Raw genomic sequence first — 25,420 nt, 5'->3', positions numbered from 1 at the left:
CTCTTCTCGTGGTACGCCGCCAGCGTGCCCCGCCGAAGCGGGGACCAGCTACCACTAAGTGTGACATTCTGCGCATAGCGGGTAGACGCCGCGCCTCAACCACGGCGGTGAGCAGGGAGCGCGTCAGCATGAGTGAGCAGAACGGCACTGTGGTCATCGGTGCGGGGCCGGCCGGGCTCACCGCGGCGTACGAGCTGCTCCGGCACGGCCGCTCGGTGCAGGTGTTCGAGGCCGACGAGGTGGTCGGCGGGATCAGTCGAACAGTGGAGCGCGACGGGTGGCGGTTCGACATCGGCGGGCACCGGTTCTTCACAAAGGTGCCCCGGGTGGAGGCGTTCTGGCACGAGATCCTGCCGGACGAGGACTTCCTGACCCGGCCTCGGATGAGCCGCATCTTCTACCGGGGCGCCCTGTTCAACTACCCGCTCAGTGCCGTGAACGCGCTGCGCAACCTGGGTCTGCCGGAGGCCGTCCGCTGCCTCGGCTCGTACGCCCGCGCCCGGCTGCGGCCGCCACGGGACCAGTCACACTTCGAGGGCTGGGTGTCGGCCCGGTTCGGCTGGCGGCTGTACTCGATCTTCTTCAAGACGTACACCGAGAAGGTCTGGGGTATGCCGGCGGACCGGTTGCAGGCCGACTGGGCGGCGCAACGGATCAAGAACCTGTCGCTGGCCACGGCCATCCGCAACGCGCTGCTGCCCCGGCGTCGACGCACGGACGTGACCAGCCTGATCGAGGAGTTCCAGTACCCGAAGTACGGGCCCGGGATGATGTGGGAGCGCTGCGCCGAGCAGGTTCGCGAGCGGGGCGGGCAACTGTCCACCGGTAGTTGGGTAACGGCCGTGCACCGCGACCCGGCCCGCCGGCGGGCGATCAGCGTGACGATCAACGGCGCGGGCGGGCAGCGTACCGAAGCTGCCGACCACGTGATCTCCTCCATGCCGATCTCGGAGCTGGTGACCGCGCTGCACCCGCCGGCGCCGCCGGAGGTGCTGGCCTGCGCGGCCGACCTGCGCTACCGCGACTTCCTGACGGTCGCCCTGGTCGTGCCGGCGGAGTTCTCGTTCCCGGACAACTGGATCTACGTGCACGACCCGGGGGTACGGGTGGGCCGGATCCAGAACTTCGGCTCCTGGTCGCCGTACCTCGTCAAGGACGGCCGCACCTGCCTGGGCCTGGAGTACTTCGTGTTCGAGGACGACGAGATGTGGCGTACCCCGGATGCCGACCTCGTGGCGCTCGCCACCGCGGAGCTGGAGCGGTTGGGGTTGGTTCGACAGGGCGTGGTGGAGGCCGGTTACGTCGTGCGCATGCCCAAGGCCTACCCGGTGTACGACGAGCGCTACCAGCACAACGTGGACGTGATCCGGGCCTGGCTGACCGAGGCGGTGCCGAACGTGCACCCGGTGGGGCGCAACGGCATGCACCGCTACAACAACCAGGACCACTCGATGCTGACCGCGATGCTCACCGCCGAGAACATCGCCACCGGGAGTAGGCACGACGTCTGGTCGGTCAACGTGGAGCAGGACTACCACGAGGAATCCTCCGGCGGCGACAGCCGGCGGGGCACCGGCCGGGACGCGCCGGTGGTGCCCAGCCGGATCATCGCGGCCCCCATCACCCTGCCGGAGGGGTCCGACGACCGAGCCCCTGTCGCAGCTCCCCCGTCTCACGCCTGAGCCGAGCACGCTCGCGGCACGGGCAGGTGCTTACCGCGGCAGGTGCGTGCAGCGGGCCACTGTGGCGTCGTCCGGGCGGTACGCATCCGCGCCACCGGTAATCTGCGCCTCGGCCTGCCGGACGCGGGCGATGACGCCGGCCGGCCCGCTGGCGCGAAGCAGGTCCAGCACGCCCGGCCAGTCGGTCCGACCGTACGGGCTGACGATGCGGCTGGCACCGTTGCTGAGCAACGCGACACCGTTCAGGTCGGCGAGGGACCGGCTTCCGGTCACCGCTTCCCGCGCCGCGCGCGGGTCATCCTTGGCGATCCAGTAGCCGCCCGGCTGGTTCCGGCGGGCACGCAGCGCCCTGGCGCAGGAGGCCCGCACCCGGTCGTACTCTGGCGTTCCTCGGGTAATGCCGGCGAGCGGCGCCGCGCATTCCCGCCGGGCAGTCATCTCGCGCTCATCGGTGATCACCAGCGGGCCGTCGTCGACCTGGTCGATGACGAGGAAGGAGTCCGCGAGCAGGAGCCAGTCCAAGCGGAACTGGTGGGCGCGGACCATCGCGACGGTGGCCTGCGGGCTGCTGGGGTCCGCGATGTCGCAGGTGTGGCCGTGCTCGGCAGCGATCTCGTCGATGGCGGTGGCGAGGATCGCGGCGAGTTCTCGCCCGTCGCCGCGCGACAGGTGGCCGAGCAGCGCGCCGCCGAGGCGGTGCGTGTACCAGGCGACGCCGTGGGAGCAGAGCGATTCGGCTCCCGGAATGCCGGCGCCGTCGAGCAGGACGACAGCGCCGGGAACCGCACCGACGAAGTCCTCGTTCGGCCGATCGGCCCTGCCGGCGCTCGTCGCCAGGCTGACGTCCACTCGTGGGCTCCTGTCTGGGCTCGGGAGGCGCTGGCCGCAGCGCAACGGATCACGTCGAGCGTCGGCGGGTGATGCCGTCCAGGATGGTGGTCAGGTTGTGGTTGAAGGTCTCCTCGACGTTGAGGTGGGCGCCGTCGATGACGAGCCGGGCCACTGTGGGGTACCTGCCGGTTCTCAACATGCGCGTGAGGTAAGGGCCGAGGCTGGCCTGGAAGGCGGCTTCGTCGGTGCCGGTGGAACGTGCGGTGCGTCGTTCGGTGACCTCTCTGCGGACCGATCCGATGATGAAGGCGTTGAGGGCGCCCACCGCTCGCTGGAGATCGTCGATGTCACGCACACCGGGGGCCGCACTGAGCGCCGCGGCGGTCGCTTCGCCCACGGCGAGCGCGTGTGGTCCCAGGTGTGGCCGTCCGCCGAGCACGTCGGAGAACCACTCGTGGTCGAGGGCGGCAGCGCGGGTCGCGTGGGCGATGGCCAGCACCGTGTCGCGCCACCCGGAGCGCTGGCCCACCTCGGCGATCCGGGCGTAGACGACGTCGACCATAAGATCGAGCAACTCCGACTTGTTGATCACGTAGTCGTAGAGCCGCATCGGGCCGACACCGAGCTCTTTGGCGATCTTGCGCAGTGACAGCCCGTCGAGGCCGTGCGCGTCGGCAAGCCGGATCGCCGTAGCGGCGATCTTCTCGCGGCTCAACGGCACCGGCACCGCCCGCGGCTGCGGTTCGGGCCGTTCCCAAACGGACAACGGCTCGCTACCGTACGGTGTATCCACCGATACAGTGTACGGTAGCGCCGTGAGAACGCGAATTGCGATCGCCGGTGGTGGACTCGGCGGGTTGACGCTGGCTCGGATCCTGCACCGACACGGCATCGACGCGGTGGTGTACGACCGGGAAGCAAGCCGATCCGCGCGGCCCCAGGGCGGTGCCCTCGATCTGCACCCGGAGTCCGGGCAACTGGCCCTAGCCGAGGCGGGTCTCGCCGACCGGTTTCGGTCGGAGGCACGACCCGAGGGCGAGGAACATCGCATCCTCGACCCGACCGGACGCATCCTGGTGCACCACGAGCCGCAACCTGGCTCATTCTCCGGACGTCCCGAGATCGACCGGAGCGCACTGCGTGATCTCCTGCTCGACTCCCTCCCCGACGACATGGTTGCCTGGCGGCACCGGCTCGTCGCGGCGACCCCACGACCCGACGAGGGCTGGGAGCTGACGTTCCACGACGGCCACCGAGCCAGCTGCGACATCCTCGTCGGCGCGGACGGCGCGCGCTCGGTCGTCCGGTCGCTGCTGACCGACGTGAAGCTGTCCTATGTGGCCACGCTGGTGGAGCTGAGCGTCGACGACGTCGACCGGCGTCATCCCGATCTCGCCGAGCTGGTCGGCCCCGGCAACCTGTGGTGCGTCGGGGTGAACCAGATCCTGGCAGCGCAACGTCTCGGCGACGGCAACCTCCGGGTCGGGATCTCGCTGCGCGCAAAGGACCGGTCCCTGGATACGTACCGCAGTAAGCGCGCCCTGCTGGACCTGTTCGCTGGCTGGAACCCCCGCCTCACCGCACTCATCGAGGCCGCCGAGTGCGCGCCGACGCCACGCCTGATCGAGGCGATGCCCACCGACACGCGTTGGACCAGCCGGCCGGGCGTCACCCTCATCGGCGACGCCGCGCACCTCATGCCACCGGTCGGCGAGGGCGCGAACCAGGCCATGCTCGACGCCGCAGAACTCGCCAGCCGGCTCGCCGCCAACCCGGCCGACCCGAATTCGGCGATTCGGACGTACGAAGAGTCGATGTTCAGCAGGATTCACCCGATCGCCGACATGTCCGCACGGGTCCAGGCGATGACGCTGTCCCCTACCGCTGCGGAGGACATCGTTCGCTTCTTCGCCCGGCCGGCGGAGCCCGCACGCGCAGAATGACATCTGGCGCTGTCGACGCGGCTGGCGATAATCGTTTCATGACGACGGATGTGCACCCCGAATCTGGTCTCCGTAAGGCCACCTTGACCGATCGGGACCTTGTGGAAACATCGTGGGACTACTGCCGAATTCACGCGCTCGCCGTCACTGACGACGAGGGCCCACCGGAAGACTCGACACTGGACTACCGGGAGGACGACGACCTCGACCCCACCGCGCCGTCGGCCACGAAACTGCATCTCGACCTCGACTACATCGTGCGCCGGATCGATCCGGGGCCGATTGGGCAGATTCACTTCTGGGTCGCGCCGGCCACGTTGATCTTCCACAGCGTGTGGGACATCGTCGGCAGCTTGGACTCCATCTGTCTGCCGTTCGAGTTGAAGAGCCTGCGCCAGGAGGCTCCCTCACAGCCAGGGGAGCCCTGCTGGCACCTGGAAGGGCGCGACCTGGACCTGAGGTTCCAGGCGACGGGCTACACCCTCTACCTGCGCCAACCCCCGCGTTACGGCGCTCGGGTGCTCCGGATGGCCGAACGGGGCGGCATCAGCTTCGACCCGAAGCCGTTTGCCTGACCGGCAAGGGCCCGGCCCGACGCCCCAGCGGTGGCGGCGAAACCCGCTGTCGCTCACCGCCGACGGTGTGCGGACCACCCGTCTCCCCACGCTCGGCGCCACTGCCGGCGAGGATCCGGCCGCGGCATCCCTCTGGGGTTTCACGAGAACGGGACGCATGCGTTATTTTCCCCACATATCGAGCCTATTGACGCAGTGCCCTCGGCCGCCCACGCCAACCCCGACGACAGCAACCGCGCGAGCGTTGCCGGAATCTCCGCGCAGGCCATCCAGGCCGGCCCCGACGACAACAACAACGCAAGCGTTTCCGGGATCTCCTCGCAGACCGCTGGCTCCTGCCCCTACACCGCCCTGTGCCTCTACACCGAGGGCGATTTCCGCGGCCGCATGTTCGTGATCTACGCCTGTGGCAACTACGCGCTGTTCAACTGGAACGGCTGGGGGTCCGTCTACAACAACCAGACTCCGAGCTACTGGGCCTATCTGCTGGACCAGAACGGCAATGAAGCCCACGGCTTCGTCGACGGAGCCGGCGCAAGCTGGGTGGAGTTCGACCCGTACTGGTACGCCAAGCCCTGCTAGTGCTCTGACCACGAACGTTCACGGTGTGGGTCAGGCTGCCGTTCGTACGGCGGGCTGGCCCCATCGTCGTTGGCGTTCGTAATTCGCAGCCGCTGCTGACCTTCCTAGTCGGACAGCCGCCGCACACGCACGGGCTGTGCCACCGGCACAGCCTCAACGCGGACACGGCGCCCACCTCGGAGGCTGAGCGGCGTGTCGTCCAACATCGTGAACGTTCGTGGTCAGAGCACCAGCTGGTCAGGCCGTGCCTAGCGACGAAGTCCTGATCGGGCCGGTTAGGGCTTGCGGGCCACCGCGCCGTAGATGGAGGCGTCGGTTAGGGGCGGGCGCTGCTCAGGTGGCACCTGAGGCCGCCACTCAGTGACCGGGACGATGCCCGGTTCGGCCAGCTCCAGACCGGTGAAGAAGCGGGCGAACTCGGCGCGGTCGCGGGGGACGGCGTCCTGCTTCATCCGGCCGGCGGCGAACTCGGCCTCCATCCGCCTGACGATCTCGGCGGGGATGTGGTCGGTGGTGAAGTGGGTCAGCGCCAGCCAGCTTCCCGACGGCAGCGCGTCGAGCAGGCGGGCAACCTGCTCGTGTGGGCGGTCGTCGTCGGTGAGGAAGTGCGTCACGGCGATGAGCACCAGCGCCACCGGTCGGGACAGGTCCACTGTGGCGTGCAGCTGCGGGTCGGCGAGGATCTTCTCCGGGTCGCGCAGGTCGGCGTCCAGGTAGGCGGTGGCGCCGGCCGGGTCGCTGGTCAGCAGCGCCCGGGCGTGGACCAGCACCATCGGGTCGTTGTCGACGTAGACCACCCGGGAGTCGGGGGCGACGGACTGGGCCACCTCGTGGGTGTTGTCGGCGCTCGGGATGCCGGTGCCGATGTCGAGAAACTGCCGGACGCCGACCTCGTCGGCGAGGAACCGGACCGCCCGGCCGAGGAAGGCCCGGTTTTCCCGGGCGAGCGTGCGCACCCCTGGGTAGACGGCCGCGATCTGGTCGCCGGACTCCCGGTCGACGGCGAAGTTGTCCTTGCCGCCGAGCCAGTAGTTGTAGCGGCGAGCCGGATGCACGGTCGTGGTGTCGATCCGGTCGGCACCGCGACCCTCGGGCAATTCCGACGTGGACGGCACCGTCATGAGACCTCCCCAGGTCGGTGGAACACGCAGCATCCACAGCGTCACCGGACGTATCCAGAGGACAGCTTAGGCCGTACCCATCGGTTCGTGGGGTCACCGAGGCGCGGACGTCGCCGGGGCGGGAAACCGCTTACCAGCAAGCTATTGACGGTCGTCACTGGCTGTCAGTACCGTGGTGCGGGCAGCGAGAAAGCGCTTTCCGACCCCTCACCGTCCGACAGGGAGCGCCCCCATGCCCCGACACCTCCGTGCGTTCTGCCTGATCCTGCTCGCCATCGCCACCGTGGTGAGCACCACCACCGCCCTGCCCGCCGAGGCCGCCCCGCGCTTCCGGGTGTTGGTCTTTTCCAAGATCACCAACTTCTACCACGACTCGATCCCAGCCGGCATCGCAGCGATCCAGCAGCTCGGCGCCGCCCACAACTTCGAGGTCGTCGCCACCACCGACGCGGCGGCCTTCACCGACGCCAACCTCGCCACCTTCGACGCTCTCGTGTTCAACAACACCAACAGTCTCCCGACCTCGGGTGACCTGCTCAACGCCAGCCAGCGGGCCGCGTTGCAGACGTTCATCCGCAACGGCGGTGGTTGGGCCGGCCTGCACGCCGCGTCGGCCAGCGAACGTGACTGGCCCTGGTACGAGGGCCTGGTCGGCACGATCTTCGACTACCACCCCGACTTCTCGTCCACCGGCGGCACCTTCCCCGGCCGGGTCAAGGTGCTCGACCGGGCGCACCCCTCCACGCGCAACCTGCCGGAGCTCTGGGAGCAGAGCGAGGAGTGGTACAACTGGCGGACCAACCCGACCGGCAACGTGCACACCCTCGCCCAGATCAAGGTGCGCGACGGGATCAACGGCCTGGACGAGGGCGTCGACCACGCGTACTCCTGGTGTCAGCGCTACGACGGCGGCCGGTCCTGGTTCACCGCAGGCGGGCACGCCAGCTCCCAGTTCAGCACCCCGACCTTCCTGGAGCACCTGCGCTACGGCATCGAGTGGGCGGCCGGCGCGGTCGCCGGTGACTGCTCGGCCACCAAGACCAGCAACTTCGAACGGGTGGGGCTGGTCACCGAGAACCTGGCCGACCCCTTCGAGCTGGCCGTCGGCCCGGACCGGAAGGTCTACTACATCCAACGCACCGGCGCGCTGAAGGTGGTCAACTCCGACACCCTCCAGGTCACCACGCTGCTGGACTTCGCGTACACCTCGGCGATGACCGACCAGTCCGACGGGCTGCTCGGGATGACCCTGGACCGCAACTTCGCCAGCAACGGCTGGATCTACCTGCTCTGGTCGGACAAGACCCTCAAACAGCTCAACCTGTCCCGGTTCACTGTCGCCAACAACAGCGTCGCGCTCTCCTCGGAGAAACGCCTGCTGACCGTCCCCACCTACCGGGGTGAGGGCCGGGCCAACTCGCACATGGGCGGGTCGCTGGCCATGGACGCCGCCGGTCGGCTCTACGCGGCGATCGGTGACAACACCGACCCGTTCGCCTCCAGCGGCTACACCCCGGTCGACGAGCGCGCCGGCCGCGCGGCCTGGGACGCCCAGGGCACCGCCGGCAACACCAACGACCTACGCGGCAAGATCCTGCGGATCACCCCACAGTCCGACGGTACGTACACGGTGCCCAGCGGCAACCTCTTCCCGGCCGGCACCGCGAGGACCCGGCCGGAAATCTACGCGATGGGCATGCGCAACCCGTTCCGGATCACCGTCGAACCGCAGACCAACGCGGTGCTGGTGGCCGACTACGGTCCGGACGCCCGCGCCGCCGACCCCAACCGCGGTCCGGAGGGGACTGTCGAGTTCAACCGGATCACCAGCGCCGGCAACTTCGGATGGCCGTACTGCGTGGGCAACAACATCCCGTTCAACGACTACAACTTCGCCACCAACACCTCGGGGGCGAAGTTCAACTGCGCCGCACCGGTGAACAACTCACCCAACAACACCGGCCTGACCACCCTGCCGGCGGCGAAGTCCGCGCTGGTCTGGTACGCGTACTCCGCCTCCACCCAGTTCCCCGAGCTGGGCACCGGCGGTGGCGGGCCGATGAGCGGCCCGGTCTACGACTACGACCCGGCCAACACCCGCACCACGAAGTTCCCCGAGTACTTCGAGGGCAAGTGGATCACCTATGAGCTGACCCGCAGGTGGTTCAAGACGCTGTCGATCCACAAGACGGCGCAGACCTTCAGCAACACGCGCTTCGGCCCGACCGCCGTGGGTGACCTCCAGTCGATCAACGGGATCTTCGGCAACATGAGCTGGATCCAGCCCTTCGAGGCGGAGTTCGGCCCGGACGGTTCGCTCTACGTCATCGACTTCGGCGAGGGCACCGGCAGCGGTCGCGGCGGCAGCAACGCCGGCGCGGGCATCTACCGGATCGACTACGTCGCCAACGGGCGGCCACCGACCGCGAAGAACGCCGCCACCCCGGACACCGGACGTACGCCGCTCGCTGTGACGTTCTCCTCCGCCGGGTCGTCCGCCGGTGACGGGTCGGCGCTCAGCTACGCCTGGGACTTCACAAACGACGGCAGCACCGACTCCACCGCCGCCAACCCGAGCCACACCTACTCCACGGCCGGGAAGCACACCGCCCGGCTGACAGTGCGCAACAGCGGCAACGGGTTGACCGCCACAGCGGTCACCGACGTGGTGGTCGGCAACACCCGACCGACGGTGACCATCACAGTGCCCGACGGCGGGTTCTTCGACTTCGGCGACAAGATCCCGTACACGGTGACGGTCACCGACCCGGAGGAGAGCGCCATCGACTGCGCCAAGGTGACAGTGCAGACGCAGCTCGGCCACGACTCGCACGCCCACCCGCTCGACGTCTACACCGGTTGCTCCGGGCTGCTTGCCACCGAGGCGGACGCCGGTGACGGCCACGGGCCGGGGCAGAACCTCTACACCCTGATCACCGCGCAGTACACCGACGGTGGCGCGGCCGGCGGCGTACCGGCGCTGACCGGCTCGACCCGCGTGCAGTTGCAGCCCAAGAGCAAGGAGGCCGAGCACTTCAGCGCCCAGTCCGGCGTCACCGTCAACGACCGGGCCACCGCCCGCGCCGGCAAGCGGCTCGGCGAGGTCGACCACAACGACTGGGTGGCGTTCGGGCCGGCGGACCTGCGCAACGTCGGCTCGGTGACGCTCGGGGTGACCAACGGCGGGCTCGGCGGCACCATCGAACTGCGCACCGGCTCGCCCACCGGCACGCTGATCGGCACGGCCACCATCGGCTCCACCGGCGGGTGGGACAACCTGGTCTCCCCCACCGTCACGCTGACCAACAAGCCCACCGGCACGACCACCCTGTACGCGAAGTTCGTCAACGCCGCCCAGGTCAACGGCACCCCGGACCTGCTCGCCCTCGACTGGCTGCGGTTCAACGGCGCCGGGGTCAAACAGGAGCCGGGCGGGGCGTTGTCCCTGGCCGCCAACCCGACCGGCGGCACCGCACCGCTGACCACCACGCTCACCGCCACGGCGACGGCGCCGTCCGGGCAGAGCATCACCGACTACGCGTGGGACTTCGGTGACAACAGCGCCATCACGCACGGGGCGACACTGCGGTCGACGGCGCACAGCTACCCCCGCAAGGGGACCTACACCGCCCGGGTGACGGTCACCTACACCAGCGGGGAGACCCGCTCGCTCAACCTCACCATCACTGTCACCTGACCGTCGGGCGACGGCGGGCGGGGGTCAACCCCGTCCGCCGCCGCTCGGCAGGGCGTGCCGCGTCGCAGCCGGGCCTTCAGGGGAGGGTGACCTCGGCCTCGGACAGGAGCTTCCGCACGTTCGCGCCGTGCGCGGCGGCCTGGTCGTGCAGGCGGGCGGCGGGCCCGGGGCCCCACAGCCGGGCGGCCAACCGCCGGTACTCCGGGAGCTTGGGCATCTTGCTGTCCAGGCGGAACAGGATGGCCAGCGGGCGGCGGCGCCACCAACGGCTGATCCAGTCGACCGGCTGCGTCACCAGCAGGGCGCCGTAACTGGTCGGCAAGGTCGGGGCGGCGGCCACCTTGACCGCCTTCTCCGTCAGGTTGAGCATCTCGGTCACCGAGACCGCCTCGCGTCGCGGGCCGCTCGCCTCCTCCAGCAGGGTTCGGTAGCGGGCCAGCAGTCTGCGACGCTCGCGGATCGTGTCGGCGGCCTGCAACTCGGCCTTGAAGTCACCGAAGTAGCGGCGGTAACCGCTGAACTCGTCTCGGACCCGGAGCAACTGCTCGGGAATGTCCCTGAGACGGGACGCGCGGGACAGCACGAGCGCGGCGATCGGCGGGATCGGGATCGTCGACATGGCCGTCCACTCGGCGACGACGTCGCCTCCGGTGAGCGGCTCCTCGAGCGATTCGGCGATCTTGTCGTACAGCTGGCGCGGCAGCGACCGGTAGGTCTTCTGCAGGGTGCCGGCGACGAACGGCACGCGATCGAAGTCCGGGAAGTAGTCGAGGCCGTGCGCGGCGGCCACGACCAGGTAGCCGTTGCCCCTGTGCATCCGGTCCTTGACCAAGGCGTCACCCGCGCTGGCAAAGCCGCCGAGCCCGTCGACCTGGGCGAGGAGGTTGTTCAGGCCGGTCGTGTAGTCCAGGCCGACCACCGCGCCGGTCTCGCCGGCAGCCGACGGGTCGTCGCCGTCGCCGTCAGTGACCCGCTTCGCGAGTTCGTCGGGCAGTCGCAGCGCGACCCGGCGGAGTTCGTCGCGCGACAGAGTCGGCGCAAACGTCCGGTACAGCCCCTCGCGAGCGAGCCGGCTGCTGAGGCCACTGACGTACTCGCCCGAGGCGCCCAGTGCCTCCATCCGGTCGAGGAGAACCGTGGCCTCGCAGAGCGAGCAGAGATCGAGGAACCTGGGGAGGGTCAGTGCCTCCGGCCGGGACAGGACGCCACTGGCGTTGGCCACCAGCGTCTGCGTCACCAGCGCCACATTCTGATCGTTCCCGGCCACGGCGCCCATTCTAGGATCGACCCATGATGCTGGGATCGACGGGTGTCGAGGTGATCGAGTTCGCCGGAACAGATCTCTGCGCCGTCCGCGAGCTGGTGGCGGGCGGCCAGATCGTCCTGCTCCGCGACGAGGTGCCCGCCGACCACAAAACGGATCAGTGGCCGCGGGACATCGTCGAGTCGGTCGGCGAGTGCGCCGCGGTGCCACTGTCTGGTCTCACCGGCGAGGGCGGGCCGCGCTACCCGCTGGTGATCGGGCAACGCGAGAGCATCCGTTACCTGTGCTCCTATGCCGACCGGGTGCCGCCGCCGCCATTTCCGTACGAGGCCCGGCCGGTGGTGACCGACTACCGCGAGTTCCGGGACCTGTGGGTGGCCGAGCCGGGCCGGTTCACGCCGGACACGGACGGCTACGCCATCGGCCACACCCTGGCGCGCCTGCACTCCCTCAAGATCCTGCACGGCGACGCGCATCGCGGCAACTGGCTGTTCGACCACGAGGGCCGGGCGCTGGTGGCCGACCCGAGGCCGGTGTTTCTCCACTGCCCGCCGAGCCCGGAGCAGTGCGCTACCGACATTCGCCCGCTGCTGCCCGCCCTGGACTCGAACGGCTGGATCAGCTTCCGGCTCAGCTACCGCAAGACCTGGCCGGAAGAGGGCCGGGTGATCGACCTGATCCAGCTCACCGACCTGACCGGCTGGGCTGCCGCGTTCCGGATGCGGGACTACGAGCGGGCCGCCGAGCTGATGGGCCGCCAGCTCACCGGCGAGTGCACCCCGATCGTGCGCGTCATGCTGCTCGCCAACCGGGCGATGGCGCGCAGCCGCACCGGCCGCCACGACGACGCGTTGCGGGACATCCTCGACGCCGCCCGGTTGGCGAAGGAACGCAGCCCACACGTCGCCAACGGACTAGGGATCGCCCTGGCCGTCGTGTGGTGCGACCAGGGCGACCGGGCGGCGGCACTGGAGGCGTTGTCGAGGGTGACCGGGCAACCCGAACAGTTGCTCGCCAGGCTGGAGCCGGGCGACACGCAGCTCCCGATCATGAATATGTGAGCCCACCGCCGGTGCCAAGGGCGATCAGTCGGCCGCAGCCTCAGGTGCTGCGGCAAGGCTGCCATGTGCTGCCCACCTCCGGTCGACAAAGCCGTGGACGATGGCTGTCGTACCAGTGTGTGAGGGTTCGGGACATGGCGACTTTCGTTCTGATCCATGGCGGCGGGGGCAGCGCCTGGGACTGGCATCTCCTTGTCCCCGAGCTGACCAGCCGCGGCCACGACGTGGTCGTACCGGAACTGCCGATCGAGGACAGATCCGCAGGGTTCGCCGAGTTCTGCCAGACGGTCGTCGACGCGATCGGCGACCGGGGCGACCTCGTGGTCGTCGGGCACTCCTACGGTGCGTTCACCGCGCCGCTCATCGCCGACAAGCTGCCGGTGCGACTACTCGTCCTGCTCACACCAATGGTCCCCAAGCCCGGTGAAAGGCCCGGTGACTGGTGGGCCAACACCGGTTACCGCAGCGCCGAGGGGCTCACTGAGGAGCAGCAGTTCTACAACGGTGTCCCGGCCGAGATCATCGCGGAGGCAGCATCACACAGCCGGGACCAGGTCAGCGCGGAGGGCGACGAGCCGTGGCCCCTGGACGCCTGGCCAGACGTGCCGACGACGGTGCTCCTCGCACGCGAGGACCAGTTCTTCCCGGCGGACTTCCAGCGCCGGGTTGCCGCCGACCGGCTCGGCGTCGTCCCGGACGAGATCGACGGTGGGCACTGCGTGTCACTCAGCCACCCGAAGCAACTCGCCGACCACCTCACCACGTACCCGCTGCCCTGAAGGCATGACCACGGCGTCACCGTCCGAGCCTCCGGCTACGGGCACGACTGGTTGATCCGGGCGAGATGCGAGGCTGAGCAGATGACCTACCCACTCGCGCGCCGCGTCTACGACACCTGCCACCTAACCGGACGATTCCGTCTACGGTCCGGGCAGGTCAGCGAGGAGTACTTCGACAAGTACCTGTTCGAAGGGCAGCCGGATCTGCTGCGCGAGGTCGCCGAAACGATGGTGGCCATGCTGCCGGAGTGCGATGTGCTGGCGGGGATGGAGATGGGCGGCATCCCTCTCGCCACGGTGATGTCACAGCTGACGGGGCTGCCTACAGTCTTCGTGCGAAAGCACGCCAAGGAGTACGGCACCAACAAGGTCGCCGAGGGCGGTCCGGTGAACGGGCGGCGTGTCGTGTTGATCGAGGACGTCGTAACCACGGGAGGAGCGCTACTGGCATCGTGCGCGCAGCTACGGTTCATCGGCGCCAAGGTGAAGACAGTGGTCTGCGCCATCGACCGCGAGCAGGGCGGTCGTGAGAATCTGGCTGCCGAGGCGCTACAACTCCGCGCCGCCCTCACCCGCCGCGACCTGGAAGCGTCCCTGATGGCGTGACAGCTCCGGTGCAGCTCGACCAGCGGCAGGTCAGTGCGCAGTGGCGGAAGGTGCCCCGTCGGTCGAGCGGTTGCTCATCCGCGGTTGATATCGGCCAGCCGAAGAGGAGGCTGACCAGTCCCTGACGCCGACCGTCGAGGCCGATATTGGCCGGCTGGTCAGGCCGGCGGATCAGCGCGAAAAAGATGCTCTTTCAAACCTCGTCCGCCCCAGCGGGTCGCGACGAGTTCGGGACGGGGGCGGACCGGCTCGGGCACCCAGCCGTGTTGCCTGGTGTCGGGCGCGGGGCTGTCCCAGTAGGCGATCCGTTCCAAAAGGATCCGCGGCGCGGTCCGGTTCACCGTCACACAGCACCCGGACCACCGTCGCTGGGCAAAAACGCGTCTCCTGGGCCTCCCCGCAGTCATCCGTCCGGGAGGCAACCAAGGCGCCACAGCCTTCACAGGCCACAGGGGGTCCACCCCACCAACGACCAGCAGCCCGTGCCAACAAGCTCATGGACGAAGCGTGTCCCGCGGACGTCGCCGGGTGAGAGAACGAAGGTGCCGATGACCTGATCACGGCCATACGCGGCCTCATCGACAGCGTAGGTGCCGGGGTCGAGGAGCGGCGGGTTCACATGATGGCAGTCCAGCAGCGACCAGTGCGGCTCCGCCGGTAGCTCCACCAACCGGACCGGGACGCTCAGCGGGTGCCCACAGCTCGCACACCGGAAGCCCTCCACCGCGACAGTGTGACGCTCGGTCCGGGCGAAGACACCCGAGTATATGAGGGGCGGGTGCTCCCCGACCGGGCGTGGGGCGGTGCACATCGGCACCGCCCCACGCTCGGCTGAACGGTTACTGCCAGGAACTCTGTTGGGTGTAGACGAGGTTGCCGGGGACCACAGTGCCGTTGGTGCTGTACTCGGTGTACGCCCAGAAGTCACCCTCGGCCAGCGGCTTGTTCGGCTTCAGCGTGAAGTTGAAGCCCTGACCGCGCTCCGAGGTGGAGGGCAGTGTGAGGGTGGCACCCGAATACTTGGCGTTACGGCCGATGATGGCGTGGCCCAGCTCGAAGTCGACGACGGGACCACCTGGGTACTGTGCGAACACGTACGCGGTGTAGCGCCCCGACTCGGGCAGGAACTTGTACGCCTGCTCGGCGCTGGTCCAGAACCTGTCACTGCTGTAGACGAGGGTGTCGCCCTTGTACAGGTAGAGATCGAGGTTCGTGTTCGGATCGGCGGTGTTGGCCTCGATGACAATGCCGGCGGTGTTCGCCGGCACCGTGAAGTCGACCTTCTTCACTCCGGTGGCGCTCGGGTCGAACACGCCCCCGTAGACGCCGGCCGGCATCGAGTACGACGTGCGCCGCATCGGTGTGTAACCGGTGCTGCGACCGACGAGCGGGCCGGTGAAGCCCGGCTGGACCATGCCGAAGGCGCCGTTGGCCATCCGGGCGAACTCCTCGCCGTCGTCCGCGTACGGCCGGGCCGCGATGCCCCACGGACGGGCGGCGACCGGTATCCGGGCGCTGTGCGCCTTACCCTGCCAGGTGATCGACCCGGTCACGTACCGGTCCCAGGGCGCGCTGCCCCGACGCAGCGTGATGGTGACCGTCGCGGACTTGCCGGGCGCCAGGGTCACCGATGCCGGCGACACGGTGACCTTCATGCCGGGCAGACCGGACACGGACGAACGGTAGGTCTCCCGCGCCTTGCCCACGTTGGTCAGGGTGCGGGTGAGGGTCACCGGGCGGGTCCCGTCGTACTCGCGCAACGAGATGGCCGGCAGGTTGAGTGCCTTGCCGTCGGGCTCGGTCGTCTCGCTGAACTCGATCAGCTCCGCCGCCGTGGGCTCGATGACCAGTCCCGGGTCGGTGGCCCGGGGCAGATTGATGAAGCCGCTGCCCTGTTCCAGGGGGTTGCTGGTGCCGACGGTGTCGGTGGCGGTGGTGCGCAGCGCGGAGGCGACCGCGCCAGGTGACCAGTCCGGGTGGGTGGCGCGCAGGATCGCCGCCGCCCCGGCCACGTACGGCGAGGCCATCGAGGTGCCGGAGTACGCGTCGTACTGTCGCCCGAAGTTGCCCGCCGGTGAGACCGCGGCGATGATGTTCGACCCGGGCGCGACCAGGTCCGGCTTGAAGACGCCCAGGGTCACCTTGTCCGGGCCGGTGGAGGAGAAGTCCGCCACGCTCGGTATGCCCGGGACGCTGGAGCCGTCACCGCCGGTGCGCAACGACACGGTCGCGTCGGTAGGGTGGCGCATCAGGTAGTTGAACAGCGCGCCGGCCTGCTTCTCGGTCGGCAGGTAGACCACCGGGAAGTTGAAGATGGAGTTGATCCGGTAGTTGCCGACCGGGTCGAACACCACCATCGCCGCCCCGCCCTTGGCCTTGATCTCGGCGGCGGAGCCGAACATGTCGGACAGCGCGCAGGCGACCACCTTGCCCTTGATCTTGGCGGGGTCCAGGCTGCCGGGCTCGCAGTAGACCGCGCCCAGATCGGGCGAGCCGGCCTGTTCACCGAATACCAGCGGCCGTGCGCCACCGCCGGGCAGGGCGTCCAGCGAGCCGCCGACCAGCTTCGTGCCGTCGCCCAGCTTGGCGGTGGCCTCGTCGAGCTTGGTCACCGCGGCGCCGACAGTGGTCACCCAGGGGGCCGCGTTGCTGATGGCTCCACTCACGATGCCGGTGTTGCCGGCCGACGCCGCGACGAAGACTCCGGCCAGCGAGGCGTTGAGGAACGCCACGCCGATGGGGGTGTTGGCCTCCCAGTCGCCGAGCTGCGAGCCGATCGAGAAGTTCAGCACCTGCACGCCGTCGGCGACGGCCGCGTCGATGCCGGCGATGATGTCGGCGTCGTAGCCCATGCCACCCCAGAGCACCTTGTAGACGGCGATCTGGGCATCCGGCGCCACCCCGGTGACGGGGCCGAAGCGGCGACCGTCGATCGTGACGTTCGAGATCGGCAGGCCGGCCGCGGTGGAGGCGGTGTGGGTGCCGTGCCCGGACGCGTCGCGGGGGGACAGGAACTCGCCCTCGGGCACCGAGCCACCGCCGGCGAGCCACGAGTCGGCGAAGTACCGGGCACCGACGATCTTGCCGTTGCAGTGCTCGGCCACGAAGGCCACACCGGCCTGGCAGGTGCCGTGCCAGTTCGCGGGAGCGGGCATCTTCTTGGCGAACGACGCGCTCTCCGGCCAGATGCCGGTGTCCAGGACGCCGATCACCATGCCCGCGCCCGTGCCGGGGCCGGGCTTGGCCGGCCGGCCGGAGCGGTCCGTCGGCGCCGACTGGTCCGCGTCACTCGAGGTGGCGGGCGTCGGGTTGGCGGCGGTCGCCGTGGTCGCTGTGGGCGGCGCCGAGGGAGTGCCGAGGGCCCGCGAGACGGTGACGGCGCGGACGCGCCTGTCCGCCCGCAACGTGCTCACCTGCTGGGTGGTCAGCTTCGCCGAGAACCCGTTGAAGGCGGTGGTGTAGACGGCGTTGACGGTGACCCCGGCCGCGGCGGCGACGGAGCTTCGCTGCGTGTCGAGGTGCCGGCGGTACGCCTGCGACGGCGTCGACGTCACGTCCAGCCGGTTACCCGCCGCCGGGCGGGTCCGGGCCAGACCGGACACCCCACCGGTGTACGTGGTCAACGGGTCCTCGGCCAACTCGACGACGTACATGCCGGAGCCGGTCTCGTCGACGGCTGCCTTCGGCGTGGCCGCACGGTCGCCGCCGGGTCGGCGGTCCGCCCCGTCGGTCAGGGTGACCTTCTTGTCGGACCCGGCGGTGAAGTAGCCGGCGCCACTGCCGTTACCCGACGACCCCGCGGGTGCCGCCGACGCCGTTCCCGCTACACCGGTGGTACCGGTGATCAGCGCGACGACCAGCGTAGGTATCGCCAGTCTTCGCAGCCTGTTTCCGCTCGTGCCTGTAGCCACGAGGCTCCTCTCGGTTGCTCCCTTGTGGAGCGTTTCTCATTGATCGCGACCCGCACTGGGAGCGCTCCCCCACCCAAGTCCACGACGGTTAATCGAAGATTTGCGCGGTGTTACGGATCACTGGTGCGTATAAGATCACAACGCCTCAGCGATGCCGCCCAGCCCCACGAGTCGGCTCCGCCACCGCTGAGGCGCGCACCGGTCAGCCGCAGGCCGCGTGATCATCTAGTATCAGCGGCCACCTGGCGTACGACATGGGGGTTCGGTGGCATGTGGTCATTCATCAAGCGGTCAAAGGCCCCGGCACTGGACCCGACCTACGGTGACCCGCACCGGAAGGCCCTGATCCGGGCGTTGGAGAAGCGCAGGTGGAAGTTCGCCCGGGAACTGCTCACCATGGCCGCCGATCCGGACGAGATGGCCTTCCTCATGGAGGCGGTCGGCGGGGTCGACGGGATCCAGGACTGGATCGGCGACTGGATCGACGCCGAGCCCGAGTCGACGCTGCCCGTGCTGGTCGCCGGTTGTCACGCGGTGCACTGGGCGTGGGAGGCACGTGGCGGCAAGCGGGCCAAGTACACCGCCGCTGCCCAGTTCAAGGCGTTCCACGAGCGGTTGCACTACGCCGAGGCGATGTTGGAGAAGGTGCTCGCCCAGGAACCCGACAACGTCACCGCACGAGCCTGGCTGGTCACCAGCGCCCGGGGCCTGGGCATCGGGGCGGCGGAGGCTCAGCAACGCTTCGAGGCGGTGACGCGACTCCACCCGGGGCACGTCGTCGCGCACGAGCAGCGGTTGCAGTATCTGTGTAAGAAGTGGTCCGGCAGCCACGAGGAGATGTTCGACTTCGCGCGGAGCGCCGCCGCGGCGGCCGGGCCCAACAGCCTCCTGCACGAACTGGTGGCCGTCGCCCACTTCGAGAGGTGGGAGGCCACCGACGTAGAAGAGGGCAACGCGTACTTCGACTCGGACGAGGTCCGCGCCGAGCTTCTCACCGCCGCGGAAAACTCGATCTTCCACCCGGATTACGTTCCCGCCGGTCCCGGCTGGGCGCCACGGCTGGCGATCTTCGCGCTGACCTTCGAACTGGCCGAGGAGTTCGACGCGGCCGCGCACGTGTTCGCGTTGCTCGACGGGATGGTCACCGAGTGGCCGTGGTCGGTCCTCGGCGACCCGGTCGAGAAGTTCACCGCCTCCCGCGACTGGGTGGCCACGAACCGGAGCGACTAGCTAGAGCACGTCTGCGCGTCGCCGCCAGAGCACAGTGCACGCCGCGGCCAGGGCCAGCCCGAGCAGCGGGGCGACACCCACCCCGGCGAGCGTGCAGGCCACCGCGAGCAGCGCCGGCGGCATCCAGCACCAGGCGGGCACGGTACGCGGGACACGACCGCGCCGACGGGCCGCCGCCTCCACTGCCATCGGCACCACCAGCACCGGTAACGCGGCGGCCAGCAGGGTCAGCCAGGGCAGCACCAGGCGGTCGAACCGCGCCACCGCCAACATGCCGCCGAGCACCGCGACGAGCAGCATCGCCGCCCGCGCCGGCAGGCGGGGAGCCAGACCACGCAACGCCAGGGAACCGGAGTACGTGGTGGTCAGCGCCGCCGCGAAGACCGCCACCGCGACGAACAGATTCGCGTACGCGGCCAGCCCCGAGCCGGTGGCGAGTAGCGCGACCACGTCGGCCGAGCCGGTCCGCAGCCACAGGCCGGCCCCGGCGAGCACCCCGAGCAGCGCCGGCCCGATCAGCAGCCCCACGCACCAGGCCAGGTCCCGCCTTCGGGACAGGCCCACGCTGAAGTCCGGTGCGCGCAGCGCGAACACGGCCGCGTACCCGATCAGCGCGGCGGCGTCGGCGAGCCCGCCGCCGGCGAGGCGGACCGGTGCACCGGGTGGTGGCAGCACTGTCAGGCACCAGCCGACCAGCACCACCGCGCTGAGCGTGGTGACCACCGCGACCCGGTTGCCGAGCCGGGCCGGCGCCCAGGAGACGGCGAGGACCGCCACCTCCAGCAGTACCGGCCCGGCCCAGCCTGGCAGGTGGGTCAGCGCGGCCAGCGAGGCCCCGCCGAGCCCGACGTTGAACCCGTTCCAACCGATCATCGACACGGCCAGAACCGCCGCCAGCAGCAGCCGCGAGGTGTCCCCCAGGTACGCGGGCAGCACCGCGGTCAACGTCCCGCCGTCGCCGAGCGGCCGGCGCAGCCCGATCCGGCCCTGGCCCCAGAGCAGGGCCGTCATCAGCGCCCCGCCGACCAGCAGCCCGGCCACCGGCACCGCGCCGCCATGTCGGGCGGCCATGGCCGCGCCGAGCACCAGCGTGGCGGGTGCGGTGCCGATGCCCAGCCAGGCGCCGACCGCCGCCGTCCACCGCCGTTCGGAGACGTCAGGCAACGTGGCGCAGGTAGCCGGCGATCGCCGCGTCGAGCACCTCCGCGCCCGGACGCGCCCACACCTCGGCGGAGAAGACCTCCACCTCGATCGGGCCGACGTAGCCGGCCGCGTCCACCGCCTCGCGCAGCCGACGCAGCTCGATGCAGCCGTCACCGGGCAGCGCCCGGCCGAGCAGCACCCCCTCGGGCAGCGGGGTCACCCAGTCGCAGACCTGGAACGCGGCGATCCGGGCGGCGGCCCGCGCGATCTGCGCGTACACCGTGTCGTCCCACCAGACGTGGTACGCGTCGACGACCACGCCGACCACCGCCGGGTCGAACCGCTCGGCGATGTCCAGCGCCTGGTTGAGGGTGGCGATCACGCACCGGTCGGCGGCGAACATCGGGTGCAGCGGCTCGATGGCCAGCCGTACCCCGGCCGCCTCGGCGTGCGGGGCCAGCTCGCCGATCGCGTCGGCGACCCGACGCCGCGCGCCGTCGACGTCCCGGCTGCCGGCCGGCAGCCCACCGGAGACCAGCACCAGCTCCGGAGCGCCGAGGGCGGCGGCCTCCTCGATGGCCCGCAGGTTCTCCGCGCGCCAGTCGTCGGCGGAGAAGAACCCGCCCCGGCACAGCGACGTGACGGCGAGACCGGCGTCGCGGACCAGTTTCGCCGAGCGGGCCAACCCGTACTCGGCCACCGGCTCCCGCCACAGGCCGATGCCCGGTACACCGGCCGCGACGCACCCGGCCACCACCTCGGGCAGCGGCCAGCGCTGGGCGGTGGCCTGGTTGAACGAGAAGCGCCGCAGCCCGTCGGCGCTGCCGACCGTGAGTTCGCCGCTCACTGGGCCACCCCCGCCACGGTGAACAGCGCTCGGGCGCGGGCGGCGGCCAGGTCGGCGTCGGGCAGCAGCCCGGCCGCGTCGGCCAGGGTGAGCAGCGTGGCCAGGTGCGCCGGGGACCGACCGGACTGGGCGCCACCGATCATCGTGAAATGGTCCTGGTGCCCGGCCAACCAGGCCAGGAACACGATCCCCGTCTTGTAGTGCCAGGTTGGCGCCGCGAACAGGTGCCGGGCCAGCGGCACGGTGGGCGCGAAGATCTCGTCGTACGCCGTCAGGTCGCCCCGGTCCAGGGCGGCCAGCGCGGCGGCGGCGGCCGGCGCGATGGCCGCGAACACTCCGAGCAGCGCGTCGGAGTGGCCCACCTCGTCACCCCGGATCAGCTCCGGGTAGTGGAAGTCGTCACCGGTGTAGAGGCGTACCCCGGCCGGCAGGCGGCGGCGCAACGCGACCTCCCGGTCGGCGTCCAACAGCGACACCTTGATTCCATCCACTGTGGACTGGTGCGCCTTGATCAGCTCGATCACCGTGTCAGCGGCCAGGTCGAGGTCGACAGCACCCCAGTAGCCGGTCAACGCCGGGTCGAACATCGGACCCAGCCAGTGCAGCACCACCGGTTCGTCGGCGGCGCTCAGCAGCTCGTCGTACACCCGCAGGTAGTCCTCCGGGCCGCGTGCGGCGGCGGCCAGGTGCCGGCTGCACATCAGCACCGGCCGGGCGCCGGCGGCGCGGACGTCGTCGAGCTGCTCGGCGTACGCGGCGGTGACCGCCGCCAGTGTGGCCGGGCCGACCGGCAGCTGGTCGGTGCCGACCCCGGCGACGATCCGCCCGCCGACCGCGCGGGCCTCGGCGGCGCTGCGCCGGATCAGCTCCCGGGTGGCCGGATAGTCCAGCCCCATCCCCCGCTGGGCGGTGTCCATCGCCTCGGCGACCCCCAGCCCGTACGACCAGAGATGCCGCCGGAAGGCGAGGGTGGTGTCCCAGTCCACCGTCGCCGGGGCGCCCGGCACGTTCTCCGCGCCCGGATCGGCGACGACGTGCGCGGCGGCGTACGCGATCCGGCTGCTCGCCGGCGCGTCCGGTCGGGTGAAGCCGCTCCCGCCGGCGAGCCGGTGCCGCCGTCCACCGGGCAGCACCACCTCGGCGCTCATGAGCGCAGCTCCGGCACCTCGATGCGGCCACCCTCGCGGGCGGAGCGCAGCCCCAGCTCGGCGAGCTGCACGCCGCGGGCGCCGGCGAGGAAGTCCCACCGGAACGGCTCGCCGGCCACCACGTGCCGCAGGTACGCCTCCCACTGCACCTTGAAGCCGTTGTCGAACTCCTCGTTGTCGGGCACCTCGGCCCACCGGGCGCGGAAGTCCTCGGTGGCCGGTAGGTCCGGGTTCCACACCGGCTTCGGGGTGACCGCCCGGTGCTGCACCCGGCAGTTGCGCAGGCCGGCGATCGCGCTGCCCTCCGTGCCGTCGACCTGGAACTCCACCAGCTCGTCGCGGTAGACCCGCACCGCCCAGGACGAGTTGATCTGCGCGATCACCCCGCCGTCGAGTTCGAAAGTGGCGTACGCGGCGTCGTCGGCGGTGGCCGCGTACGGGCGACCGGCCTCGTCGACCCGTTCGGGCACGTGGGTGGCGGTCACACAGGAGACGGCCGTGACCCGGCCGAACAGCTCCTCCAGCACGTAGTGCCAGTGCGGGAACATGTCGACCACGATGCCGCCGCCGTCCTCGCTCCGGTAGTTCCACGACGGACGCTGAGCGGCTTGCCAGTCGCCCTCGAAGACCCAGTACCCGAACTCGCCGCGTACCGACAGGATCCGGCCGAAGAAGCCGCCGTCGATGAGGCGCTTGAGCTTGCGCAGACCGGGCAGGAAGAGCTTGTCCTGCACGACACCGGTGCGGACGCCGGCCGCATCCGCCGCCCGGGCCAGGTCCAGGGCCGCCGCGGTGTCCTCGGCCAGCGGCTTCTCCGTGTAGATGTGCTTGCCGGCCTCGATGGCCTGCCGGATCGCCTTCTCCCGTTGCTGGGTGATCTGCGCGTCGAAGTAGATCTCGACGTCGTCGCGGGCCAGCGCGGAGGTCAGGTCGGTGGTCCAGTCGGTCAGCCCGTGCCGCTCGGCGAGTTCCCGGAGCTTCGTCTCGTTGCGCCCGACCAGAACCGGTTCCGGCCAGATGGTGGTGCCGTCGGCCAACGCCACACCACCGGATTCGCGGATGGCCAGCAGCGACCGGACGAGGTGCTGCCGGTAGCCCATCCGTCCGGTCACGCCGTTGACGATGATGCCGATCGACCTGCGGGTCATGGTGTTCCTTCCGTCGTGCTGGTCGTGCCGATCCGCGCTCAGTGGTTGGCGGCCGCGCTGCCGAGCAACCCACGCAGGTCGGTGGCGAGCCGGTCGAAGCGGGGATCCGACATCACCTGCGCGTAGTCGCGGTGCGCCGGCAGCTCGACCGGGAAGGTGCGGATGATCCGGCCGGGCCGGGGACTCATCACCACGACCCGGGTGCCGAGGAAGACCGCCTCGGCGATGGAGTGGGTGACCAGCACCACTGTGGTCCCGGTCTCCCGCCAGATCCGGTGCAGTTCGGCGTTCATCTGTTCGCGGGTCAGCGCGTCCAGGGCGCCGAACGGTTCGTCCATGAGCAGCACCGGCGGGGAGTGCAGCAGCGCGCGGCAGAGCGCCACCCGCTGCTGCATGCCGCCGGACAGCTCGTGTGGCAACGCCTTCTCGAAGCCGGTCAGGCCGGTCATCTCGATCAGCTCGTCGGCGCGGCGGGCCGCCTGCGCCCGGTCCATGCCGCGCATCTCGGCCTGGAGCAGGATGTTGGCCCGCGCACCGCGCCACTCCAGCAACGCGGCCTTCTGGAAGACGAAGCCGATCTCCTTCTGCGGGCCGCGCACCGGGCGCTCCAGCAGCGACACGTCGCCGCTGGTCGGCTTGACCAATCCCGCGACGATCTTCAGGAGGGTGGACTTGCCGCAGCCGGACGGGCCGACGATCGTGACGAACTCGCCCGGCTCGATGTCGAGCGACACGTCGTCCAACGCTGTGGTCTGCGACCGTCGGGTGGTGAACCGGACGGTCAGCCCGGACATCCCGATGGCGGTGCCGGTGGCTGCCGGCGCGGCGGTCACCGGGTCACCCCTGCGCCGCGTACGAGGAGTCCCAGTACGCGCTGGGCGCTCCCGGGTCCTTCAGCTCGGCGTAGCGGGACATCAGGTCGATGGTCTCGGTCCACTGGGCCTCGGTGTTCACCCCGGGCGGGCCGTCCGCGCCGATCAGCGGCATGTTGAGCGTGAGCTGCTTGGTGAGCACCTCGGGCGCCGGCTCGTTCTCGGCCAGAGCCGTCATCGCGCTCACCGCGCCGGCCGGGTCCCGGGCGGCGTCGGCCCAGGATTTCTGGGTGGCCCGGACGAACTTGCGGACCAACTCCGGGTCCTTCTGCAGGGTCTGGGTGTTGGCGATCAGGCCGGTGCCGAGCAGGTTCATCCCGTAGTCGGCGAAGAGCAGCACGTCGACCTTCTTGCCGGTCTTGCTCTCGATGGTCGGGGCCTGGTCGTGGAAGAAGCCCATGATGGCGTCGACCTTGCCCTCGGCCAGGGCGGCGATCTTGCCGGCGGCGTCGACGTTGACCACCTTGACGTCGTCCTTCTTGAGGCCGTTCTTCTCCAGCCAGGCCGGGAAGGTCGCGTAGAGAGCGTCGCCGGGGGTGCCGCCGACGGTCTTGCCCTTGAGGTCGGCCGGGGTCTTGATGTTCTCCTCGGTGAAGAACTCCACCGAGGAGGGACCCTTCTCCAGGTACGCGCCGAGGCTGCGTACCGGCATGCCGCTGGCCACCGACTTGAGCAGCACCGGGCTGTCCGCCCAACCGAAGTCGGTCTGTTTCTGGGCGACCTGCTTGACGGTGTTGCCCGAGCCGTTGCCGGGCAGGATCTTCAGGTCGATGCCCTCGGCGGAGTAGTAACCCTTCTGCAGGCCGTAGTAGAAGGGCGCGTGCTCGCCGTAGGGCACCCAGTTGAGGGTAAGGGTGACCTGCTTGCTGCCGTCGGCGTTGGTGCTGCCGCCGGGGTCGTCCCCACCGCAGCCGGTGGCGGCGAGGAGCAGGGCGGCGGTGGCCAGGATGGTGGTGGCGGTGCGTTTCATCGGTGCCTCC

General features: G+C 70.1%; 20 protein-coding genes. 9 read left to right on the top strand and 11 right to left on the bottom strand.

Annotated features, from left to right (window positions below):
* The first annotated feature begins 128 nt into the window (after window positions 1-128).
* Window positions 129-1,682, top strand: a complete 1,554-nt coding sequence (locus tag PSH03_RS08350) for an NAD(P)/FAD-dependent oxidoreductase (RefSeq protein ID WP_238688756.1) — start codon at window positions 129-131, stop codon at window positions 1,680-1,682.
* A 30-nt stretch (window positions 1,683-1,712) separates the two neighbouring features.
* Here the strand turns inward: PSH03_RS08350 and PSH03_RS08345 are convergent, their stop codons facing one another.
* Both PSH03_RS08345 and PSH03_RS08340 read right to left on the bottom strand, forming a co-directional pair.
* The gene (locus tag PSH03_RS08345) at window positions 1,713-2,531 is read right to left on the bottom strand and encodes a hypothetical protein (protein ID WP_238688755.1); all 819 of its coding nucleotides are present in this window, start codon (window positions 2,529-2,531) and stop codon (window positions 1,713-1,715) included.
* Between the two features lie 49 nt (window positions 2,532-2,580).
* Entirely contained in the window at window positions 2,581-3,306 is a 726-nt protein-coding gene (locus PSH03_RS08340) for a TetR/AcrR family transcriptional regulator (RefSeq protein ID WP_238688754.1), read from the bottom strand.
* Window positions 3,307-3,328: 22 nt separating this feature from the next.
* On the opposite strand from PSH03_RS08340, the gene PSH03_RS32795 reads away from it, so the two are divergent.
* From PSH03_RS32795 to PSH03_RS08325, 3 genes are all read left to right on the top strand, one after another.
* Window positions 3,329-4,456: an FAD-dependent oxidoreductase gene (locus tag PSH03_RS32795; protein WP_238688753.1), complete on the top strand. Its 1,128-nt coding sequence runs from the start codon at window positions 3,329-3,331 to the stop codon at window positions 4,454-4,456.
* A gap of 38 nt (window positions 4,457-4,494) precedes the next feature.
* Window positions 4,495-5,031: a hypothetical protein gene (locus PSH03_RS08330; RefSeq protein ID WP_238688752.1), complete on the top strand. Its 537-nt coding sequence runs from the start codon at window positions 4,495-4,497 to the stop codon at window positions 5,029-5,031.
* A 195-nt stretch (window positions 5,032-5,226) separates the two neighbouring features.
* Window positions 5,227-5,613, top strand: coding sequence for a peptidase inhibitor family I36 protein (locus PSH03_RS08325; RefSeq protein WP_238688751.1), 387 nt, complete (start codon window positions 5,227-5,229; stop codon window positions 5,611-5,613).
* Between the two features lie 275 nt (window positions 5,614-5,888).
* Here the strand turns inward: PSH03_RS08325 and PSH03_RS08320 are convergent, their stop codons facing one another.
* Window positions 5,889-6,734 carry an SAM-dependent methyltransferase gene (locus tag PSH03_RS08320; protein WP_238688750.1) on the bottom strand — a complete coding sequence of 282 codons (846 nt, stop codon included), beginning with the start codon at window positions 6,732-6,734 and terminating at the stop codon, window positions 5,889-5,891.
* Between the two features lie 232 nt (window positions 6,735-6,966).
* Between PSH03_RS08320 and PSH03_RS08315 the strand changes: the two genes are divergently transcribed.
* Window positions 6,967-10,431: a ThuA domain-containing protein gene (locus PSH03_RS08315; RefSeq protein WP_238688749.1), complete on the top strand. Its 3,465-nt coding sequence runs from the start codon at window positions 6,967-6,969 to the stop codon at window positions 10,429-10,431.
* Between the two features lie 76 nt (window positions 10,432-10,507).
* On the opposite strand, the gene PSH03_RS08310 is transcribed toward PSH03_RS08315, so the two are convergent.
* Window positions 10,508-11,698, bottom strand: a complete 1,191-nt coding sequence (locus PSH03_RS08310) for a hypothetical protein (RefSeq protein WP_238688748.1) — start codon at window positions 11,696-11,698, stop codon at window positions 10,508-10,510.
* Between the two features lie 23 nt (window positions 11,699-11,721).
* Here PSH03_RS08310 and PSH03_RS08305 point away from each other — a divergent pair, with 23 nt between their 5' ends.
* From PSH03_RS08305 to pyrE, 3 genes are all read left to right on the top strand, one after another.
* Window positions 11,722-12,756, top strand: a complete 1,035-nt coding sequence (locus tag PSH03_RS08305) for a protein kinase family protein (RefSeq protein ID WP_238688747.1) — start codon at window positions 11,722-11,724, stop codon at window positions 12,754-12,756.
* Between the two features lie 134 nt (window positions 12,757-12,890).
* Window positions 12,891-13,535: an alpha/beta fold hydrolase gene (locus tag PSH03_RS08300; RefSeq protein WP_238688746.1), complete on the top strand. Its 645-nt coding sequence runs from the start codon at window positions 12,891-12,893 to the stop codon at window positions 13,533-13,535.
* Window positions 13,536-13,616: 81 nt separating this feature from the next.
* Window positions 13,617-14,141, top strand: a complete 525-nt coding sequence (gene pyrE / locus PSH03_RS08295; RefSeq protein WP_238688745.1) for an orotate phosphoribosyltransferase — start codon at window positions 13,617-13,619, stop codon at window positions 14,139-14,141.
* Window positions 14,142-14,980: 839 nt separating this feature from the next.
* Here pyrE and PSH03_RS32650 read toward each other — a convergent pair.
* The gene (locus PSH03_RS32650; RefSeq protein ID WP_308194360.1) at window positions 14,981-18,052 is read right to left on the bottom strand and encodes a S8 family serine peptidase; all 3,072 of its coding nucleotides are present in this window, start codon (window positions 18,050-18,052) and stop codon (window positions 14,981-14,983) included.
* A gap of 270 nt (window positions 18,053-18,322) precedes the next feature.
* Between PSH03_RS32650 and PSH03_RS08275 the strand changes: the two genes are divergently transcribed.
* Window positions 18,323-19,282: a DUF4034 domain-containing protein gene (locus PSH03_RS08275; RefSeq protein WP_210782247.1), complete on the top strand. Its 960-nt coding sequence runs from the start codon at window positions 18,323-18,325 to the stop codon at window positions 19,280-19,282.
* Here PSH03_RS08275 and PSH03_RS08270 read toward each other — a convergent pair whose 3' ends face one another.
* Genes PSH03_RS08270 through PSH03_RS08245 form a run of 6 tightly spaced genes read right to left on the bottom strand, consistent with a single transcriptional unit; the run spans window position 19,283 to window position 25,410 of the window.
* Window positions 19,283-20,446 (bottom strand): purine-cytosine permease family protein, encoded by a 1,164-nt coding sequence (locus PSH03_RS08270; RefSeq protein ID WP_238688744.1) that lies wholly within the window; start codon window positions 20,444-20,446, stop codon window positions 19,283-19,285.
* Window positions 20,439-21,272 (bottom strand): sugar phosphate isomerase/epimerase family protein, encoded by an 834-nt coding sequence (locus tag PSH03_RS08265; protein WP_238688743.1) that lies wholly within the window; start codon window positions 21,270-21,272, stop codon window positions 20,439-20,441. Before PSH03_RS08265 ends, PSH03_RS08270 begins: the two co-directional genes overlap by 8 nt.
* The gene (locus tag PSH03_RS08260) at window positions 21,269-22,420 is read right to left on the bottom strand and encodes a dihydrodipicolinate synthase family protein (protein WP_238688742.1); all 1,152 of its coding nucleotides are present in this window, start codon (window positions 22,418-22,420) and stop codon (window positions 21,269-21,271) included. The genes PSH03_RS08265 and PSH03_RS08260 overlap by 4 nt, the downstream gene beginning before the upstream one ends.
* Entirely contained in the window at window positions 22,417-23,568 is a 1,152-nt protein-coding gene (locus tag PSH03_RS08255) for a Gfo/Idh/MocA family protein (RefSeq protein ID WP_238688741.1), read from the bottom strand. Before PSH03_RS08255 ends, PSH03_RS08260 begins: the two co-directional genes overlap by 4 nt.
* 38 nt (window positions 23,569-23,606) lie before the next feature.
* Window positions 23,607-24,362 carry an ABC transporter ATP-binding protein gene (locus PSH03_RS08250; protein ID WP_247669117.1) on the bottom strand — a complete coding sequence of 252 codons (756 nt, stop codon included), beginning with the start codon at window positions 24,360-24,362 and terminating at the stop codon, window positions 23,607-23,609.
* A 43-nt stretch (window positions 24,363-24,405) separates the two neighbouring features.
* Window positions 24,406-25,410, bottom strand: a complete 1,005-nt coding sequence (locus PSH03_RS08245; protein WP_210782234.1) for an ABC transporter substrate-binding protein — start codon at window positions 25,408-25,410, stop codon at window positions 24,406-24,408.
* Between the last annotated feature and the right edge of the window lie 10 nt (window positions 25,411-25,420).

Source organism: Micromonospora salmantinae, assembly GCF_022230905.1.
GTDB classification, from domain to species: Bacteria; Actinomycetota; Actinomycetes; order Mycobacteriales; family Micromonosporaceae; genus Micromonospora; species Micromonospora salmantinae.
Note: the sequence above shows the minus strand (reverse complement) of the source record. Positions and strands in the feature narration are given on the sequence as shown.

Coding starts and splice junctions, on each gene's coding strand:
- PSH03_RS08350 (WP_238688756.1), top strand. CDS start 129: ATGAGTGAGCAGAACGGCACTGTGGTCATCGGTGCGGGGCCGGCCGGG.
- PSH03_RS08330 (WP_238688752.1), top strand. CDS start 4,495: ATGACGACGGATGTGCACCCCGAATCTGGTCTCCGTAAGGCCACCTTG.
- PSH03_RS08320 (WP_238688750.1), bottom strand. CDS start 6,734: ATGACGGTGCCGTCCACGTCGGAATTGCCCGAGGGTCGCGGTGCCGAC.
- PSH03_RS08315 (WP_238688749.1), top strand. CDS start 6,967: ATGCCCCGACACCTCCGTGCGTTCTGCCTGATCCTGCTCGCCATCGCC.
- PSH03_RS08305 (WP_238688747.1), top strand. CDS start 11,722: ATGATGCTGGGATCGACGGGTGTCGAGGTGATCGAGTTCGCCGGAACA.
- PSH03_RS08300 (WP_238688746.1), top strand. CDS start 12,891: ATGGCGACTTTCGTTCTGATCCATGGCGGCGGGGGCAGCGCCTGGGAC.
- pyrE (WP_238688745.1), top strand. CDS start 13,617: ATGACCTACCCACTCGCGCGCCGCGTCTACGACACCTGCCACCTAACC.
- PSH03_RS08275 (WP_210782247.1), top strand. CDS start 18,323: ATGTGGTCATTCATCAAGCGGTCAAAGGCCCCGGCACTGGACCCGACC.
- PSH03_RS08260 (WP_238688742.1), bottom strand. CDS start 22,420: ATGAGCGCCGAGGTGGTGCTGCCCGGTGGACGGCGGCACCGGCTCGCC.
- PSH03_RS08255 (WP_238688741.1), bottom strand. CDS start 23,568: ATGACCCGCAGGTCGATCGGCATCATCGTCAACGGCGTGACCGGACGG.
- PSH03_RS08250 (WP_247669117.1), bottom strand. CDS start 24,362: ATGTCCGGGCTGACCGTCCGGTTCACCACCCGACGGTCGCAGACCACA.
- PSH03_RS08245 (WP_210782234.1), bottom strand. CDS start 25,410: ATGAAACGCACCGCCACCACCATCCTGGCCACCGCCGCCCTGCTCCTC.